Below are 15,387 nucleotides of genomic sequence, written 5' to 3'. Positions count from 1 at the left end.
GTCAGCCGGGCGAAGCTCCACAGGTCGATGCCCGCCTCCGGCTCGTCGAAGATCATCAGCTGGCTGTTGCGGGCCAGGATGGTGGCGATCTCAATGCGCTTGACCTCGCCGCCGGAGAGGGACACGTCCACTTCCCGGTCCAGATAGTCGTTGGCGCACAGGCCAACCTTGGTGAGAAGCTGGCAGCACTTGTCCTTGGACAGGTGCTGGTCTCCGGAGGCCAGAGTCAGCAGGTTGCGCACCGTCAGCCCCTTGAAGCGGGGGGGCTGCTGGAAGCCGTAGCTGATGCCAAGGCGCGCCCGCTCGGTGATGCCCAGGCCGGTGATGTCCTGCCCGTTCCAGATGATCTGGCCGGAGGTGGGCTTCACCAGGCCCATGATGATCTTGGCCAGGGTGGTCTTGCCGCCGCCGTTGGGGCCGGTGAATACCACCAGCTTGTTCTCGTCGATGGTCAGGGAGATATCGTTGAGAATGCCCAGCTGGCCGTCTCCCTCCTGGACGGCGTAGCTGATATGTTTGAGTTCCAGCATGTTGAAGAAGGAACCTCCTTTTTGGCAAAAATGCTCACAGCCTTTTTATATTATCAGAATAAGCACGAAAAAGCAACGAGGCGACGCCGCTTTTCCGGCCTTTTCTCCTATATTTTACCGGGGACGTCCGGAATATACCAGTTGTATTTGCAACAGGTACGCTTTTTTGACCCGGCGCATATCCTGAAGTGAACGGAAAAGGAGGGAATCTCAGTATGGAACGAGACTTACATAGCCCCGGTACCTACGATTACCGGCAGTATGACCGGGTGTGGCGGCGGGTGGCGCCGGACATGGAACCCTATCCGGATATGGCGGACCTGCCGGGCCAGCCCACTCCGGCGGAAAACGCCGCCCCCATGCCCGCCCCGGCGGCGGAGGAACAGCTCCCCGGCACCCAGATGGATCCCTGCTGCATGGGCAGTGCCGCCATGGAGATGCTGGGAGTGATCCAGGGCTTTATCGAAGAGGAACTGGCAGACTGCCGGTACTACCAGGCTTTTGCCCGGCAGGCGCCGTCCTGGGCCCGGCAGCATCTGCGCCAGATTGCCACGGAGGAGGCCTGCCACGCCCGGCGGCTGATGGCGGTGTACTATCTCATCACCGGCAGCTGCTACCGGCCTGCCGTCAGCTGTGAGCGGATCTGCGTGGGGCAGTGGTGCGCCGCCCTGCGGGAGCGCTACCACGCCGAGGCCTGCGGTGGCTTCAACTACGCCCGGGCCCAGGACGGCACCACGGATCCCTGCCTGGGAGAGCTCCTGGGCCAGCTCAGTGCCGACGAGTACCGCCACGCGGAGGTGCTGATGGGGATGCTGGAGCGCTCCCTCTCCGGCAGAAGCAGCTGCTGAGACAGTCCCGCAGAAAAACATCCCCGGCTTCCCAGCCGGGGATGTTTTGTGAGTTTTGGAGGATTTTCCGCTTCCATGCCGCCGGCGGATGTGCTATACTGGGCGGGATTAAGAAATTTTCCGCAGGAGGACGGCATGTTTACCGGATTTACAGACGAAACCGTGGATTTCATGTGGGGGATCCGCTTCAATAACGAACGCACCTGGTTTGAGGCCCATAAGGAGACGTATCTCACCCATTTCTACCGCCCCATGACGGAGCTGGGGGATGAGATCTACGAATTCATCCGGGACAAGCGCCCGGATTACGGCCTCATCCGCAAGGTGACCCGCATCTACCGGGACGCCCGGCGGCTCCACGGCCGGGGCCCCTACAAGGATCATCTGTGGTTCTCCGTGGAGCAGCCCTCGGAGCAGTGGACCGCCCACCCCACCTTCTGGTTTGAACTGGGGCCGGAGGGGTGGAATTACGGCATGGGATACTACATGCCAAAGCCTTTGACCATGGCAAAGCTCCGCGCCCGCATTACCCGGGACCCCGCCCCCATGGAAAAGCTGATGCGTTCCCTCTCCCGCCAGCAGGAGTTCACCCTGGAGACGGAGGACTACAAAAAGCCCCGGGCTGCCGCTCCCTCCAAGCTGGTGGAGCCCTGGTATCAGGCCAAATCCTTTGTGGTGGACCACGGCGAAAAACTGACGGAGGAGCTCTTTGGCCGGGAGATCGTAGAGCGGCTGAAGGCGGGATACGAGTATCTCCTGCCCTGGTATGACTACTTTGTTACCCTGGACGGCGATCCGGACCCCCGGGAGGTGTGACGCCGGGGCTTGCAAAAGCCGGGAAAGACGCCTATACTGAAACCAATTTGATTCTGACACAAAAGGAGCGGATTTCCATGAAAACATGTCCGGACCGGGCGGCGGCCATGGCGCTGCTGCGCAAATATAACGGCGAGCGCTTCCACGTCCAGCACGCCCTGACAGTGGAGGGCGTCATGCGCTGGTATGCCCAGGAACTGGGATACGGCGAGGATGCCGACTTCTGGGCCACGGTGGGCCTCCTCCACGACGTGGACTTTGAGAAGTGGCCGGAGGAACACTGCAAAAAGGCCCCGGAACTCCTCTCGGAGATCGGGTGCAGCGAGGAATTCGTCCATGCGGTGTGTAGCCACGGCTATGGCCTTTGCTCCGACGTGGAGCCCACGGAGGAGATGGAGAAGGTGCTCTTTGCCGCCGATGAGCTGACGGGCCTGGTGTGGTCCGCGGCGCTGATGCGTCCCAGCAAGAGCTGCCAGGACATGGAGCTGAACTCCCTGAAAAAGAAGTTCAAGGACAAGAAGTTTGCCGCTGGCTGCTCCCGGGATGTGATCCGGGAGGGCGCCGAGCGCCTGGGCTGGGAGCTGGACACCCTGCTGGACAAGACCCTCCAGGCCATGAAGTCCTGCGAGGAGAGCGTGGCGCAGCAGATGGCCGCCCTGTAAAGAAAAACAGATAAAAAGACTCCGTCGGAATGTTCCGCCGGAGTCTTTTTGTATTTACCACTGGTCGGTCCAGGCGGAGCCGTTCTCCGTCTGCTGGAAGGGCTCCGGCACCAGGTCACAGCCCTCCATCTCCGCCCGGATGGCGGCGGAGGTGTCCGGCACGGTGTCCGGTCCGTACCCGGCAAAGGCTGCGCTGTCCATGAGAATGGCGCCTGCCCGGCCCATATCCTCCAGGTTCACCCGCTGGATCTCCTCCGTCTGGGAGGAGCAGCAATCCGTCAGCACCACGGTGTTGTACTCCAGGGCGATGGCGTCGTAGCAGGTGGTGCGCACGCAGTTGGGGGTGGTGGTGCCGGTGAGGATCACCGTGCGTACCCCCAGGCGGCGGAGGATCAGGTCCAGCTCCGTCTGGAAAAAGGCGCTCCACCGGGGCTTGATGATGGTGTAGTCCCCGGGCTGGGGCTTCAGACCCTCCGGCGCCTGGGCGCTGTTGGCCCCCTGGGAGGCGGGGGCGCAGGCCCGGCCGCCCGCTTTCCAGCCGGCGTAGCGGGTCAGCTCCACGTCGCTGCCGTCAGCGCGGTAGATGCGCTTGACGAAAAAGACGGGGATGCCCTCTTCCCGGGCCAGCTCCACTGCCCGGCAGCAGGCTGGCACCGTGGATTTTGCAAAGCGGATGCAGTGGCCGCCCTCCGGCTCCACAAAGCCGTTTTCCATGTCGATGACCAGAAGGGCGGAACGGGTGGGATTGGGTTTCATCATGGACCTCCTTGACGATTTGGATGGGTTCAGAGCTTTCGGAACACGTGGATACGGAAGGCGGTGCGGACGGTGAGCTCTGTCAGCTGTGCCAGCCGTTCTACGCCGGATTTGGGCGTTTTCCAGCAGTACGGGGTCATACGGAAAAGGTTTTGGATATCTTCCCCGCAGGGGAGGGTGATGTCGGCGTCCACCGGGACGATGGTCTCATAGGCAAAGCCCTCGTAGGGGGTCTCCTTTTCCTCGTTGGGGTAGGGGTGGTCGTAGAGGACCTCCTTGAGCTGCCAGAGGTGGTCGGCGGCGGGAACCACGTACAAAAAGGTGCCCCCCGGAGAGAGTACCCGGCGAAATTCCTCCAACGCCAGGGGAGAAAAGCAGTCCAGCAGCAGCTCCACGGCGCCGTCCGCCAGGGGCAGATGGTAGGAGGAGGCCACGGCGAACTCGATGTCCGGGGAGCGCTTGGCCGCGGCGCGAAGAATGAACTTGGAGATGTCGGTGCCTGCCATTTTGGGCTCTTTTCCGGCGTCCCGGAGGGCCTGGAAGATCCCGGCGGTGTAGTACCCCTCGCCGCAGCCGGCGTCCAGGATGGAGGGGGCTTGGGAGGTGTGGGACACCGCCAGGGCACACAGGGCGTCCCGCAGGGGCCGGTAGTAATCCTTGGAGAGGAAGGCCCGCCGGGCGGCGGACATCTCCTTGTCGTCGCCCGGGGCGGCGGAGTGCTTCTGGTTGGGGGGCAGCAGATAGGTGTAACCCTCCCGGGCGAGGTCATAGCTGTGGCGGTTCGGGCAGCGGTAGGCGCCGCTCTCCCGCTCCAGAGGCGCCCCGCAGACAGGACAGCGGAACAGGCTCATGCGCAAGCCCCCTTTGTGACGTCATTGATCCACTTGCGGCTGCGCAGCCGGATGACGCCCAGAGGCATCTTGCAGATGTTTTCCGAGTAGATGCCCAGGCAGATCAGAGGCAGGGGGGCGTCCAGCACCAGGGCTGTCAGAGCCGCCAGAGGCACCGCCACCAGCCACAGGGGGCACAGGTCGATGATGGTGGCCATCCGCACATCTCCGCCGGAGCGCAGAACACCGGTGATGTTGGAGATATCAAACGATTTCAGGGGCAGCAGGATGAGATACACCACGCACAGCGTGGCCGCCGCCCGGGTGGCCAGCTCGGAAAGGCCGAAGAGGGGATAGAGGTAGGGGATGAACAGGAAGGGCAGGGTAAAGGCCAGCACCACGGCCAAGCACAGTCCCAGCAAAAAGGAGACGATCAGCAAGCACCAGCTCAGGTCGTACACCTTGTCCTTGGAGGAACCCTCACCGATGGATTTGCCCAGGATCACGGCGGTGGCGCCTGCCAGGCCGAAGCAGGAGACGGTGGTGAACTTGTCGATGTTGCCCATGATGGTGTAAGCCGCCAGCATGTCGGCGCTGTCGGCCATATGGCCCAGGATGGAAGTCATCACCGTGGTGCCCAGGCCCCACATAGTCTCGTTGAAGAGCACGGGAGTGGCGTACTTGGCAAAGCTCCGGGCGGTGGCCTTGCCGGGGCGGAACAACAGGGTGGGCATCAGGGGTACCCGACGGCTGAACAGGGCATAGAGGAGCACCAGCAGAAATTCCACGATCCGGGAGGTGAGGGTGGCAATGGCGGCGCCGGTGATGCCCATGTTGGGGGCACCGAAGTTGCCGAAGATCAGGCAGTAGTTCAAGAAGGTGTTGAGCAGCATGGAAGCCGCAAAGACCTTCATGCCCAGGGAGGGATTTTCCGCGCTGCGCTGCATGCTCACATACACGCTGCTGACGGAGTTGAAGATGTAGGAGATGCCTACGATTTTCAGATACGGCTCACCCATCTCGATGAGGGTGCGGTTGTCCGTCACCAGGGAGAGCACCTGGGAGGGGAAGAAGAACAGCACCGCCGCCATCAGGATGGAAATGGCCAGCCCTGCGTACATGGCAAAGCCCATGCAGCGGTTGATGGAGGCAATGTCCTGTTTGCCCCAATACTGGCTTACCAGGATGGTAAGTCCGCTCATGAGGCCGAAGATGATGACCTGGATCAGGAAAATGGGGGCGTTGGCAGCGGTGACGGCGGAGAGCTGGTCACTGCCCAGAAGGCCCACCATGAAGGTGTCCACAAAGCCCAGGGAGGTGGTGATGAGGTTTTGCAGGATCAGCGGAAGGGCCAGGAGAAATAACCGGCGGTAGAAGCCCGGTTCACGGCGCAGGTATTTCATGGTAAAGAATCCTTTCCGCCGGACGGGGCCGTCCGGCTTTAAAGCATGGGAAATTTGGTGTCGTGGTGGCTGCGCAGGGCCTGGGTGCAGGCATCGATGTCAGCCTTGGTGGTCTCCGGGCCGAAGCTCAGGCGGATGACGCCCCCGGCAATGCGCTTGGGCAGGTGCAGGGCGGCCACTACATGGCTGGGCTTGCCCTGATGGCAGGCGGAGCCGGCGGAGATGCAGATGCCCTGGCTGCCCAGGTCGTTGACGATGTTCTGGCTGGGCCACCCCGCCAGGGACACCGCCAGAATGTGAGGGGCGGTGCCGCTGCCGATGATCTGAAGATCCGGGATGGCGGAGAGCTGCTGCACAGCGTAAGCCTTGATCTCCGCCATATGGGTCAGCTTGTCCGGGAGATTTTCCCGACGAAGCTCCACGGCCTTGGCAAAGCCTGCAATCTGGGCGGTGGCCTCTGTCCCGGCACGGAGACCGGACTCCTGGCCGCCGCCGGGAAGCAGGGGCTTGGGATTCTTTACCCGGGGCCCGATGTACAGCGCGCCGATGCCCTTGGGACCGCCGATCTTGTGGGCGGAGATGGTGATGAAGTCCGCTCCCAGGCTCTTGGCGGCAAAGGGGATTTTCAAAAAGCCCTGGACGGCGTCGGTGTGCAGCAGCGTCTGGGCATTGCGGGCGGAAAGTCCCGCGGCGATCTCGGCGATGGGGTAGACGTTGCCCAGCTCGTTGTTGACCATCATGCAGGAGACCACCGCCGTGTCCGGCCGGACGGCGGAGAGAATCTGCTCCGCCGTGATGTCGCCGTTTGCATCGGGAGCAACGTAGGTCACTTCGTACCCCTGGCGCTCCAGCCAGCGGCAGCACTCGATGACGGCGCTGTGCTCCACGGCGGTGGTGACGATGTGGCGGCCTACCCGGCGGTTCTGCCAGCAGGCAGCGGTGATGGCCCAGTTGTCCGCCTCTGTGCCGCAGGAGGTGAAAAACAGCGACTTGGCGTCGCAGCCAACCGCCTGGGCGACAACGGAGCGCCAGGCGCTCACCCGGTGCTTCATCTCCAGGCCCATGGGATACTGGGAACTGGGATTGCCGAATTGCTCGGTGAGCACCTGATACATGGCGTCCGCCACTTCACGGGGTACCGGTGTCGTGGCGGCGTGATCCAGATAGATCATAGAAAAAGGCTCCTTTCATTGGGGGTTGCCCAACAGGGGAAAAATCGATATAATAAAAAGAATTTAAAAGGGCAAAAAGCGGCCCGGAGGGGCGTGGCCCATCCGGCAGTCCTCTCATTATATAAACAATTTACACAAAGTGCAAGGAGATTCCATGAAAGTTGCCATTTACACCCTGGGCTGCAAGGTCAACCAGTTCGAGACCCAGGCCATGGAGCAGGAGCTGCGCCGCCGGGGACACCAGATCGTGGACTTCGCCGACGCGGCGGATGCCTATGTCATCAACAGCTGCTCTGTCACGGCGGTCAGCGACCAGAAGTCCCGCCAGATGCTCCACCGGGTCCGCCGGGAACATCCGGAGGCCATCGCCGCCATCTGCGGCTGCTATACCCAGACCCACCAGGACGACGCCCGGAAGCTGGGGGCGGACCTGGTGGCAGGCACCGGAGACCGGGTGGCCTTTGTGGACCTGCTGGAGCAGACCGTGGCCCGGCATATCCCAGCGGAGGCCCTGGACGATGCCTTCTCCCGCCGGGAGTTTGAGGTGCTGCCTGCCGGCGGCCTCTCCGACCGGACCCGGTGCCTGCTGAAAATCGAGGACGGGTGCGTGAACTTCTGCTCTTACTGCATCATTCCCTACGCCCGGGGCCGGGTGCGCTCCCTGCCTACGGCGGAGGCGGTGCGTCAGCTCAAAGAACTGGCGGAGGCCGGATACCGGGAGATCGTCCTCACGGGTATCGAGATCTCCTCCTGGGGCAAGGATCTCAAGACCGGGGAGAGCCTCATTGATCTGCTGGAGGCCGCCAGCGCCGCCGTGCCGGAGGGGGTGCGGCTGCGGCTGGGCAGCCTGGAGCCCCGTACGGTGACGGAGGACTTCTGCCGCCGGGCAGCGGCCCTGCCCAACCTGTGTCCCCAGTTCCACCTGTCTATGCAGAGCGGGTGTGACGCCACATTGCGGCGGATGAACCGCAAGTACGACAGCGCCCGGTTCTATGAGTCGGTCACGCTGCTGAACCGCTTTTTCACCCGCCCTGCCGTCACCACGGACCTCATCGTGGGCTTCCCGGAGGAGACGGAGGAGGAGTTTGAGACGACACTGGAATTCATCCAGAAGTGCGCCTTTGCCCAGATGCACGTGTTCCCCTATTCCATCCGTCCCGGCACCCCGGCGGCGGACATGCCTCAGGTGCCCCCCGCCGTCAAGGAGGAGCGGGCCAAGCGGGCGGGGGCTGTTGCCGCCCGGATGCACCAGGCGTATCTCGCGGGCTGTGTAGGGGAAACCTATTGCGTCCTCTTTGAGCAGCCCCGCAAGGGCCTCTATTCCGGACACGCCCCTAACTATATGGAGGTGCTGGCGGAAGGGGAGGACCTGCACAACCAGCTGAAAAACGTCCGCATCACCGGCAACGACGGCACGGCGCTGCTGGGTGAGATCGTGGAGGGGTGAGATGAAGAGCCATTTTTTCGCCTATATTGCCCGGATGCGCTTTATCACCCGCTGGGCACTCATGCGCAACACCGCTTCGGAGAACGTCCAGGAGCACAGCCACCAGGTGGCGGTTCTGGCCCACGCCCTGGCAGTGATCCGCAACGAGAAGTTCGGCGGGCAGGTGGACCCCGGTGCCGTGGCAGCGGCGGCCCTTTACCACGACGCCACGGAGATCCTCACCGGGGATATGCCCACCCCCATCAAATACTTCAACCCCGCCATCCGCAACGCCTACAAGGAGGTGGAGACGGTGGCGGCGGAGAAGCTCCTGGAGCTGCTGCCTCCCGAGCTGCAGGGAGCCTACGCCCCGCTGCTGCGGCCGGAGGATCCCCAGGTGCGTGCGCTGGTGAAGGCGGCGGACAAGCTCTCCGCTTACATCAAGTGCCTGGAAGAGGTCAAGGCCGGGAACATGGAGTTCCGGGAGGCGGCCGCCCAGACCCGGGCGGCGCTGGAGGCCATGGAGCTCCCGGAAGTGGCGTACTTCATGGAGACGTTTTTGGAGAGCTTCTCCCTGACGCTGGACCAGCTGACCTGAGCCGTCCCTTGACCCGGGAGCCCCGGGCGCGTATGATATCCCCAGAACCAATTTCCGGCGGCCCCTTGGCCGCACAGGCGCGGGCGGAGCGTTCCGCCCGGCAAAGGAGGTCTCTATGGAAGAAACCGTCAGAAAAAGTCCCGCCCCTTTTTACGCGGTGGCGGTGGTGTGGCTGATGTATGCCCTGCTGTTCCCGCTGTACAAACCGCTGCACTATGTGCTGCTGGGGGCGGCGTCGGTGGTGGTGTTCCTAGTGGTGAATCGGCTGTGCCATTCCGGTCCCATCGGACAGGAGAAGAAGGCGGAGGAGACCAAGAAAGCCGAAGCCCCCAAGGAGGACTCCACCGGAGACCCGACCCTGGACAAGATGCTCAAGGACGGCCGCCTGGCCATCGCGGAGATGAAGCGTCTGGACGACAACATCGCCGACCCCGGCATCTCCGCCGACATCGTGCGGCTGGAGCAGGTGTCCGCCAAGATCTTCGAGGAGGTCAAGCGGGATCCCAAGAAGCTGCCCCAAATCCGAAAATTCATGGATTACTACCTGCCTACCACCCTGAAGCTCCTCAACGCCTATGACCGCATGAGCGCCGCCGGGGTGTCCGGGGAGAATATCGACACCACCCTTGCCAAGGTGGAGGGCATGATGCGTACCATCGTTTCCGCCTTTGAAAAGCAGCTGGACGCCCTCTACGGCGCCGATGCCCTGGATATCTCCACGGATATCACCGTACTGGAGAACATGATGGCCCGGGAGGGCCTGGTGGGGGATCAGCTCAAAGCGGAGACCACCCCCAAGAACGACCCGGATATCAAGCTGGAGCTGTGAGAGCGCTCCGCAGTCTGTGGATATGGATCAAGAATGAACGGAGGATATGACCATGGCTGAAGAAAAGAACACAATGCCGGAGCTGACCCTCACACCCAATGATACCGCCGCGGCGGCTGCCCAGGCGGTTCCGGAACTGACGCTGGACCCCACGGCCCCTGCGGCCCCCGATGTCCAGGAGGCGCCCAAGCCGGAGGTCACCCCGGTGCAGATGGATGAAAACCTCCTCTCCGACGCGGAGAAGCAGGCGGTGGCGGAGTTTGCCAAGAAGATCGACATTACGGATTCCAACCAGGTGCTCCAGTACGGCGCCGCCGCCCAGAAGAACGTGGCGGGCTTTTCGGAGAACGCCCTCTCATCTGTGCGCACCAAGGACCTGGGCGAGGTGGGCAAGTCCCTTTCCGAGCTGGTGGTGGAGCTCAAGGGCTTCGGCGAGGAAGAGGAGAAGAAGGGCCTTTTCGGCCTCTTCAAGAAGACCGGCAACAAGCTGGAGGCCATGAAAGCCCAGTACTCCAAGGTGGAGGCCAATGTGGATAAGATCGCCCGGGAGCTGGAGCAGCACCAGGTGACGCTCATGAAGGACGTGGCCATGTTCGATCAGATGTACGAGCTCAACCTCAAGTATTACAAGGAGCTCACCATGTATATCCTGGCGGGCAAGCGGAAGCTCTCGGATGTCCAGGCCAATGAACTGCCGGCTTTGAAGGCCAAAGCGGAGCAGACCGGCGCCCAGGAGGATGCCCAGGCCTACAACGACCTGGTGCAGATGTGCGACCGGTTTGAAAAGAAGCTCCACGACCTGGAGCTCACCCGGATGATCTCCGTGCAGATGGGCCCCCAGACCCGGCTGCTGCAGAATAACGACACACTGATGGTGGAGAAGATCCAGTCCTCTCTGGTGAACACCATCCCCCTGTGGAAAAGCCAGATGGTGCTGGCCCTGGGCCTGGAGCACGGCCGTCAGGCCACTGCCGCCCAGAGCGCCGTCACCAACATGACCAACGAGCTTTTGAAGAAGAACGCCGACATGCTGAAGATGGGTACCATCGAAACCGCCCGGGAGGCCGAGCGCAGCGTGGTGGATATCGAGACGCTCCAGCATACCAATGAGCAGCTGATCTCCACCCTGGACGAGGTGCTGAATATCCAGAAGGAGGGCACCGCCAAGCGCAAGGCCGCCGAGGCGGAGCTGGGCCGCATCGAGGGTGAACTGAAGCAGAAGCTCATGGAGCTGCACGGATAAACCGGGAAGGAGATCTATGAAATTCCTGCAAAAACGCCCGGTAGCGGCAGTGGTGATGGTGCTGGCCATTGTGGCAGGCATCCTCATCGGCCAGGCCAGGCGGCCGGATGAGACCGCCCAGGCATCCACCTCCGTCACCGGCAGTTATCAATATGTGATGGATTCCCAGGGGGTCATCAGCCAGGATACCATGGCGTATATCGACGCCATGAACGCCTCCCTCTTTGCCCAGACCGGCGCCCAGATCGCCGTGGAGGTGGTGGACACCACCGGGACGGAGAGCATTGCCGACTACACTGCCCGGGAGTTTGACCGCCTGAGGGTAGGCTCTGCGGAGCGCAACAACGGCGTACTGCTGGTGCTGGCCCTGGAGAATATGTACAACGGCGCTCCGGTGGGCGATTATTACATGGGCTGGGGCAGCGGGTGGAGTTCCTCGGAGCAGCAGGCTCTCCAGAGCATCCTGTGGAGCTATATGGAGGCGGATTTTGCCGCCGGGGATTACGACGCTGCGGTGCGTACCACCTTTGACGCCCTCATCGATTATATGGCAGAGGGCTACGGGGTCACCGTGAAGGAGAATTATATTCCCGCGGTGCCGGAGAGTTACCACGCTGTTTCCGGCGGCTATGAGAGTGTCTCTACTGGGTACTTTGCTCCAACTCTGGGCACGCTGGTGTTTGATCTTGTGATGCTGGTGGCGGTGCTGTTTGTGGTCTGGATCATCCTGGACGGCGTGCGGTACAGCCGGTACCGGCGGCGCTACCTGCAGCCGGGTATGGGTCGGCCCACGGTGCTCTACTATCCCATCTTCTGGGGCAGGCCCCGGCGCTACCGGGCGCCTCGGCCTCCCAGGCCGCCCAGACGGCCCCCGCCCCGGGGACCCAGGCCTCCTCAGGGGCCTGCCGGCTTTGGCGGCGGTGGATTTTTCGGCGGCGGCTTCGGCGGTGGTTCCTTTGGGAGCGGCGCAGGCCGCGGCGGCTTCGGCGGCGGTTCCTTCGGGGGCGGCGCAGGCCGCGGCGGTTTCGGCGGCGGTTCCTTCGGGGGCGGTGCAGGCCGCGGCGGTTTCGGCGGCGGCTCCTTTGGAGGCGGCGCAGGCAGACGCTGAGCATCTGGAAAAAGGAAGCGGTGATTTTCGCCGCTTCCTTTTTTTGACGAGGAACGGGATGGATTGCAGGTGCATAGGATGGACTATCCAATCCCGAGAGGAGAAACCATCATGTTCCATCCTAAAGACGATCCCTGCTGCCTGCCCTGCTGCCCGGCGTGTCCCTGCCGCTGCCCGGCACCGGTCATCACGGTGGGATCCACCACCACCACGCCTCCGGGCACGGAGGCGAAGGTCACCGCCACCCCAACGGCAGACGGCGTCCGTCTGGACTTTTTCATTCCCCAGGGGGAACCGGGCACCGCGCCGGAGGATGTGTTTGCCTCCTTCTATACCTTTATGCAGCGTTTTGCCAACGGCAGCGCCATTCCCTTTGCCCAGGCGGTGGAAGATCCCACCGGGCAGATCACCCTGCAAAACGCCACGCAGATCCGACTGGAGCCGGGATATTACCTCATCACGTACCACGTCTCCGCCATTTTGGAGACGGCGGGATACCTTCAGGTGACGCCAGCCTATGGCGGCCAGGGGCATCTGGAGTACGGCGTCTACGCCCGGACTGCAGAGGACAGCGTCAGTGCCGGCGGATCCAACAGCCTGATCCTGGATGTGACGGAGGAGACGGAGTTCACCCTCAATTACAACAGCAATGTCACCAGCCGGGACGGTGCCGCCACGGTGGTGGTGGTACAGCTGCGGCGCCAGGCGTAAAACAGCAGGAGAAAATTCTCCTGACCGAAAGCTCCCGGGATCCGGGAGCTTTGTTCCGGCCGCGTCGGGGACGGGCCTGGCGGTAAAATAGTGAAAATGAAGGCTTCCTTTTTCAAAAACCCCGTGGTATAATATCCGCAATCATAAACGGCGGGAGAGCCCGCCCCCGTTTTCCGGTTGGTTCCGGCCGGCGGGCCGGAAGGACATAAAGGAGGGAACGCGGAAATGAAAAAACTCTTTGAAGCGGCAAATCAGTACCTCAAAGGCTGTACCTGGAAGGACATGGCCCTGCTGAAGATTTGCGTCTGCGCCATGGGCGTGCTCATCGGCCTGGCGGTTCCCAGAAGGAAAAAGCGGGCCGCGGCCTGGGTGGCGTCGCTGGTTTTTGCGGCGTCGTATGTGCCTTTGATGGGCAAGTTCCTGCCCTATCTGCTGGGGGACAAAATCGCCATTGAGGATATTTACGGCTGAGGTTGCCGGGGAAACCCATTGTAAAAGCACCCCGGATGGTGTATAATAACAACTGCGCACAAAGAAAAACTGCCCGATAGGAGGACACGCTTATGAGCAAAACTGCAAGCATGGTCATGAAGATCATCGGTGCCAGCCTGGCGCTTGCCGCGGTGGTCTGCCTGCTGATCGGCGGCTGGCACGACTTGTCTGTGGGCTGCTGCGGTGTGAAGAACCGCTTGGCAAAGAAATTCGGATCCGAGTACGATGACTATGCCGACGAGGAGCTTTACGAGTGAGCCGGGTCAAAAACGCACAGTAACATGAAAAGGAGCACAGCCCCATGGGGCCGTGCTCCTTTTTCGTTTGGGGAAAACGGACATAAAAAAATCCGGACACACGTCCGGAATATACATTTTTTCTCCTTGACAGAGAAAAAAAGCCATGGTAAAATAAATCGCTTATATGATGGCGGCGGAGACTTTTCCATTTTCTTATCACTGTGGACAGGATAACATGTTTTCCCCTGCAATGCAAGGGAGACAGGATAGAAAATGACAACCGCCCCGTGCGTTTCAAACGCTTCTGCGGCTTTAAGATCAACCGTTTACCCCTTCGGACAGGGAGGGGCGGACAGAAGAAAGGTGAATGTGAAGATGGCCAAAGACAAGTATTACGGAAAGACCCTTCGTAAGAACTTTGCCCGGCATGAGGAAGTCACTCCCATGCCCAACCTTCTGGAGATTCAGAAGAAGTCTTACCAGTGGTTCCTGGACACCGGACTGCGTGAGGTCTTCGCGGATGTCGCCGCGATCACCGACTATCAGGGCAACCTGGAACTGACCTTCATCGACTACAAGATGGACGAGGCACCCAAGTACGATGTGGAGGAGTGCAAGGCCCGTGACGCCACCTACGCAGCGCCTTTGAAGGTGAAGGTTCGCCTGCGCAACAAGGAGACCGAGGAGATCAAGGAGCAGGAGATCTTCATGGGCGACTTCCCCCTGATGACCCACTCCGGCACCTTCGTCATCAACGGTGCCGAGCGCGTGGTGGTCTCTCAGATCGTCCGCTCTCCCGGTGTGTACTACGGCAAGGAACTGGATCTCAAGACCGACCTGCCTATCCTCACCTCCACGGTGATCCCCTACCGGGGCGCCTGGCTGGAGTATGAGACCGACGCCAACGAGGTCTTCTGGGTCCGCATCGACAAGAACCGCAAGATCCCCATCACCTGCCTGATCCGGGCCCTGGGCCTCAAGACCGACGCGGAGATCCTGGATATGTTCGGCGATGATCCCCGCATTGTGGTGACCCTGGAAAAGGATCCCTGCAAGACCTATGAGGACGCCATGCTGGAGATCTACCGGAAGCTCCGTCCCGGCGAGCCCCCCACGGTGGAGGCCAGCGAGACCCTGATCCACAACCTGTTCTTCGATCCCCGGCGCTACGATCTGTCCATCGTGGGCCGGTACAAGTTCAATAAGAAGCTGTCTTTGTGGCACCGGGTTGCCGGCTACAAGCTGGTGTACCCCGTGGCAGACCCCGCCACCGGCGAGATCCTCTTTGACGAGGGTCATCTCCTCAGCAAGGAGGACGCCCGGGAGCTGGACGCCGTGGGCGTCGGTGAGGTCACCATCGACGTGGAGGGCCAGCCCCTGCGGGTGATGTCCAACAAGATGTGCGACCTCAAGCGCTATGTGGACTTTGATCCCGAGGCGGAGTGCGGCATTAAGGAGCGGGTGCGTTTTGCTGTGCTGCAGGAGCTGCTGGGCCAGTACTCCGGCGAGGAACTCAAGGAGCAGCTGCGCCTGCACAAGGATGATCTGGTGCCCAAGCACATCATCATCGACGATATCCTTACCTCCATCAATTATATGAACGGCCTGGCCCGGGGCATCTCCGTCAAGGACGATATCGACCACCTGGGCAACCGCCGCCTGCGTTCCGTGGGCGAGCTGCTGCAGAACCAGTTCCGCATCGGCTTTTCCCGGATGGAGCGGGT

Annotated in this window: 16 protein-coding genes and 1 pseudogene; 12 read left to right on the top strand and 5 right to left on the bottom strand. The window is 61.8% G+C overall.

Annotated features, from left to right (window positions below):
* The coding region (locus ACT67G_RS10230; RefSeq protein ID WP_443664172.1) for an ATP-binding cassette domain-containing protein at positions 1 to 530 on the bottom strand (530 nt) is incomplete at its 3' end.
* A gap of 215 nt (positions 531 to 745) precedes the next feature.
* On the opposite strand from ACT67G_RS10230, the gene ACT67G_RS10225 reads away from it, so the two are divergent.
* The 3 genes from ACT67G_RS10225 to ACT67G_RS10215 all read left to right on the top strand — a co-directional run bounded on the left by ACT67G_RS10225 (position 746) and on the right by ACT67G_RS10215 (position 2,856).
* Positions 746 to 1,378 (top strand): ferritin-like domain-containing protein, encoded by a 633-nt coding sequence (locus ACT67G_RS10225; protein ID WP_443664171.1) that lies wholly within the window; start codon positions 746 to 748, stop codon positions 1,376 to 1,378.
* 135 nt (positions 1,379 to 1,513) lie between these two features.
* Positions 1,514 to 2,194 carry a DUF2461 family protein gene (locus tag ACT67G_RS10220; protein ID WP_443664170.1) on the top strand — a complete coding sequence of 227 codons (681 nt, stop codon included), beginning with the start codon at positions 1,514 to 1,516 and terminating at the stop codon, positions 2,192 to 2,194.
* Between the two features lie 77 nt (positions 2,195 to 2,271).
* Complete coding sequence (locus tag ACT67G_RS10215; protein WP_443664169.1) at positions 2,272 to 2,856, top strand: HD domain-containing protein; 585 nt, start codon at positions 2,272 to 2,274, stop codon at positions 2,854 to 2,856.
* A gap of 54 nt (positions 2,857 to 2,910) precedes the next feature.
* Here ACT67G_RS10215 and ACT67G_RS10210 read toward each other — a convergent pair whose 3' ends face one another.
* The 4 genes from ACT67G_RS10210 to ACT67G_RS10195 are packed head-to-tail and all read right to left on the bottom strand — an operon-like array spanning position 2,911 to position 7,017.
* A complete protein-coding gene (locus tag ACT67G_RS10210) occupies positions 2,911 to 3,612 on the bottom strand; it encodes a cysteine hydrolase family protein (RefSeq protein ID WP_443664168.1) in 702 nt (233 codons plus the stop codon).
* A gap of 29 nt (positions 3,613 to 3,641) precedes the next feature.
* Entirely contained in the window at positions 3,642 to 4,463 is an 822-nt protein-coding gene (locus ACT67G_RS10205) for a putative RNA methyltransferase (RefSeq protein ID WP_443664167.1), read from the bottom strand.
* On the bottom strand, positions 4,460 to 5,845 hold the full coding sequence (locus ACT67G_RS10200; protein WP_443664166.1) for an MATE family efflux transporter: 1,386 nt from the start codon (positions 5,843 to 5,845) through the stop codon (positions 4,460 to 4,462). Before ACT67G_RS10200 ends, ACT67G_RS10205 begins: the two co-directional genes overlap by 4 nt.
* Before the next feature lie 38 nt (positions 5,846 to 5,883).
* A complete protein-coding gene (locus ACT67G_RS10195) occupies positions 5,884 to 7,017 on the bottom strand; it encodes a cysteine desulfurase family protein (protein WP_443664165.1) in 1,134 nt (377 codons plus the stop codon).
* A 154-nt stretch (positions 7,018 to 7,171) separates the two neighbouring features.
* On the opposite strand from ACT67G_RS10195, the gene mtaB reads away from it, so the two are divergent.
* From mtaB to ACT67G_RS10150, 9 genes and pseudogenes are all read left to right on the top strand, one after another.
* On the top strand, positions 7,172 to 8,464 hold the full coding sequence (gene mtaB / locus ACT67G_RS10190; RefSeq protein WP_443664164.1) for a tRNA (N(6)-L-threonylcarbamoyladenosine(37)-C(2))-methylthiotransferase MtaB: 1,293 nt from the start codon (positions 7,172 to 7,174) through the stop codon (positions 8,462 to 8,464).
* Position 8,465: 1 nt separating this feature from the next.
* Positions 8,466 to 9,041, top strand: coding sequence for a 5'-deoxynucleotidase (gene yfbR, locus ACT67G_RS10185; protein WP_443664163.1), 576 nt, complete (start codon positions 8,466 to 8,468; stop codon positions 9,039 to 9,041).
* A gap of 115 nt (positions 9,042 to 9,156) precedes the next feature.
* Positions 9,157 to 9,870: a 5-bromo-4-chloroindolyl phosphate hydrolysis family protein gene (locus ACT67G_RS10180; RefSeq protein WP_443664162.1), complete on the top strand. Its 714-nt coding sequence runs from the start codon at positions 9,157 to 9,159 to the stop codon at positions 9,868 to 9,870.
* 52 nt (positions 9,871 to 9,922) lie between these two features.
* The gene (locus ACT67G_RS10175; RefSeq protein WP_443664161.1) at positions 9,923 to 11,113 is read left to right on the top strand and encodes a toxic anion resistance protein; all 1,191 of its coding nucleotides are present in this window, start codon (positions 9,923 to 9,925) and stop codon (positions 11,111 to 11,113) included.
* A gap of 16 nt (positions 11,114 to 11,129) precedes the next feature.
* On the top strand, positions 11,130 to 12,221 hold the full coding sequence (locus ACT67G_RS10170) for a TPM domain-containing protein (RefSeq protein ID WP_443664160.1): 1,092 nt from the start codon (positions 11,130 to 11,132) through the stop codon (positions 12,219 to 12,221).
* Positions 12,222 to 12,332: 111 nt separating this feature from the next.
* Complete coding sequence (locus ACT67G_RS10165; protein WP_325245320.1) at positions 12,333 to 12,932, top strand: hypothetical protein; 600 nt, start codon at positions 12,333 to 12,335, stop codon at positions 12,930 to 12,932.
* A gap of 225 nt (positions 12,933 to 13,157) precedes the next feature.
* Positions 13,158 to 13,403: a permease of phosphate ABC transporter gene (locus tag ACT67G_RS10160; protein ID WP_443664159.1), complete on the top strand. Its 246-nt coding sequence runs from the start codon at positions 13,158 to 13,160 to the stop codon at positions 13,401 to 13,403.
* Between the two features lie 92 nt (positions 13,404 to 13,495).
* Positions 13,496 to 13,681: a hypothetical protein gene (locus ACT67G_RS10155; protein WP_325245324.1), complete on the top strand. Its 186-nt coding sequence runs from the start codon at positions 13,496 to 13,498 to the stop codon at positions 13,679 to 13,681.
* A 357-nt stretch (positions 13,682 to 14,038) separates the two neighbouring features.
* Positions 14,039 to 15,387: pseudogene (locus tag ACT67G_RS10150) on the top strand (DNA-directed RNA polymerase subunit beta); the annotation flags it as partial.

The organism is Dysosmobacter sp. (genome assembly GCF_052306735.1).
Classification (GTDB): domain Bacteria; phylum Bacillota; class Clostridia; order Oscillospirales; family Oscillospiraceae; genus Oscillibacter.
This window is presented reverse-complemented; position numbering and strand designations above follow the sequence as displayed.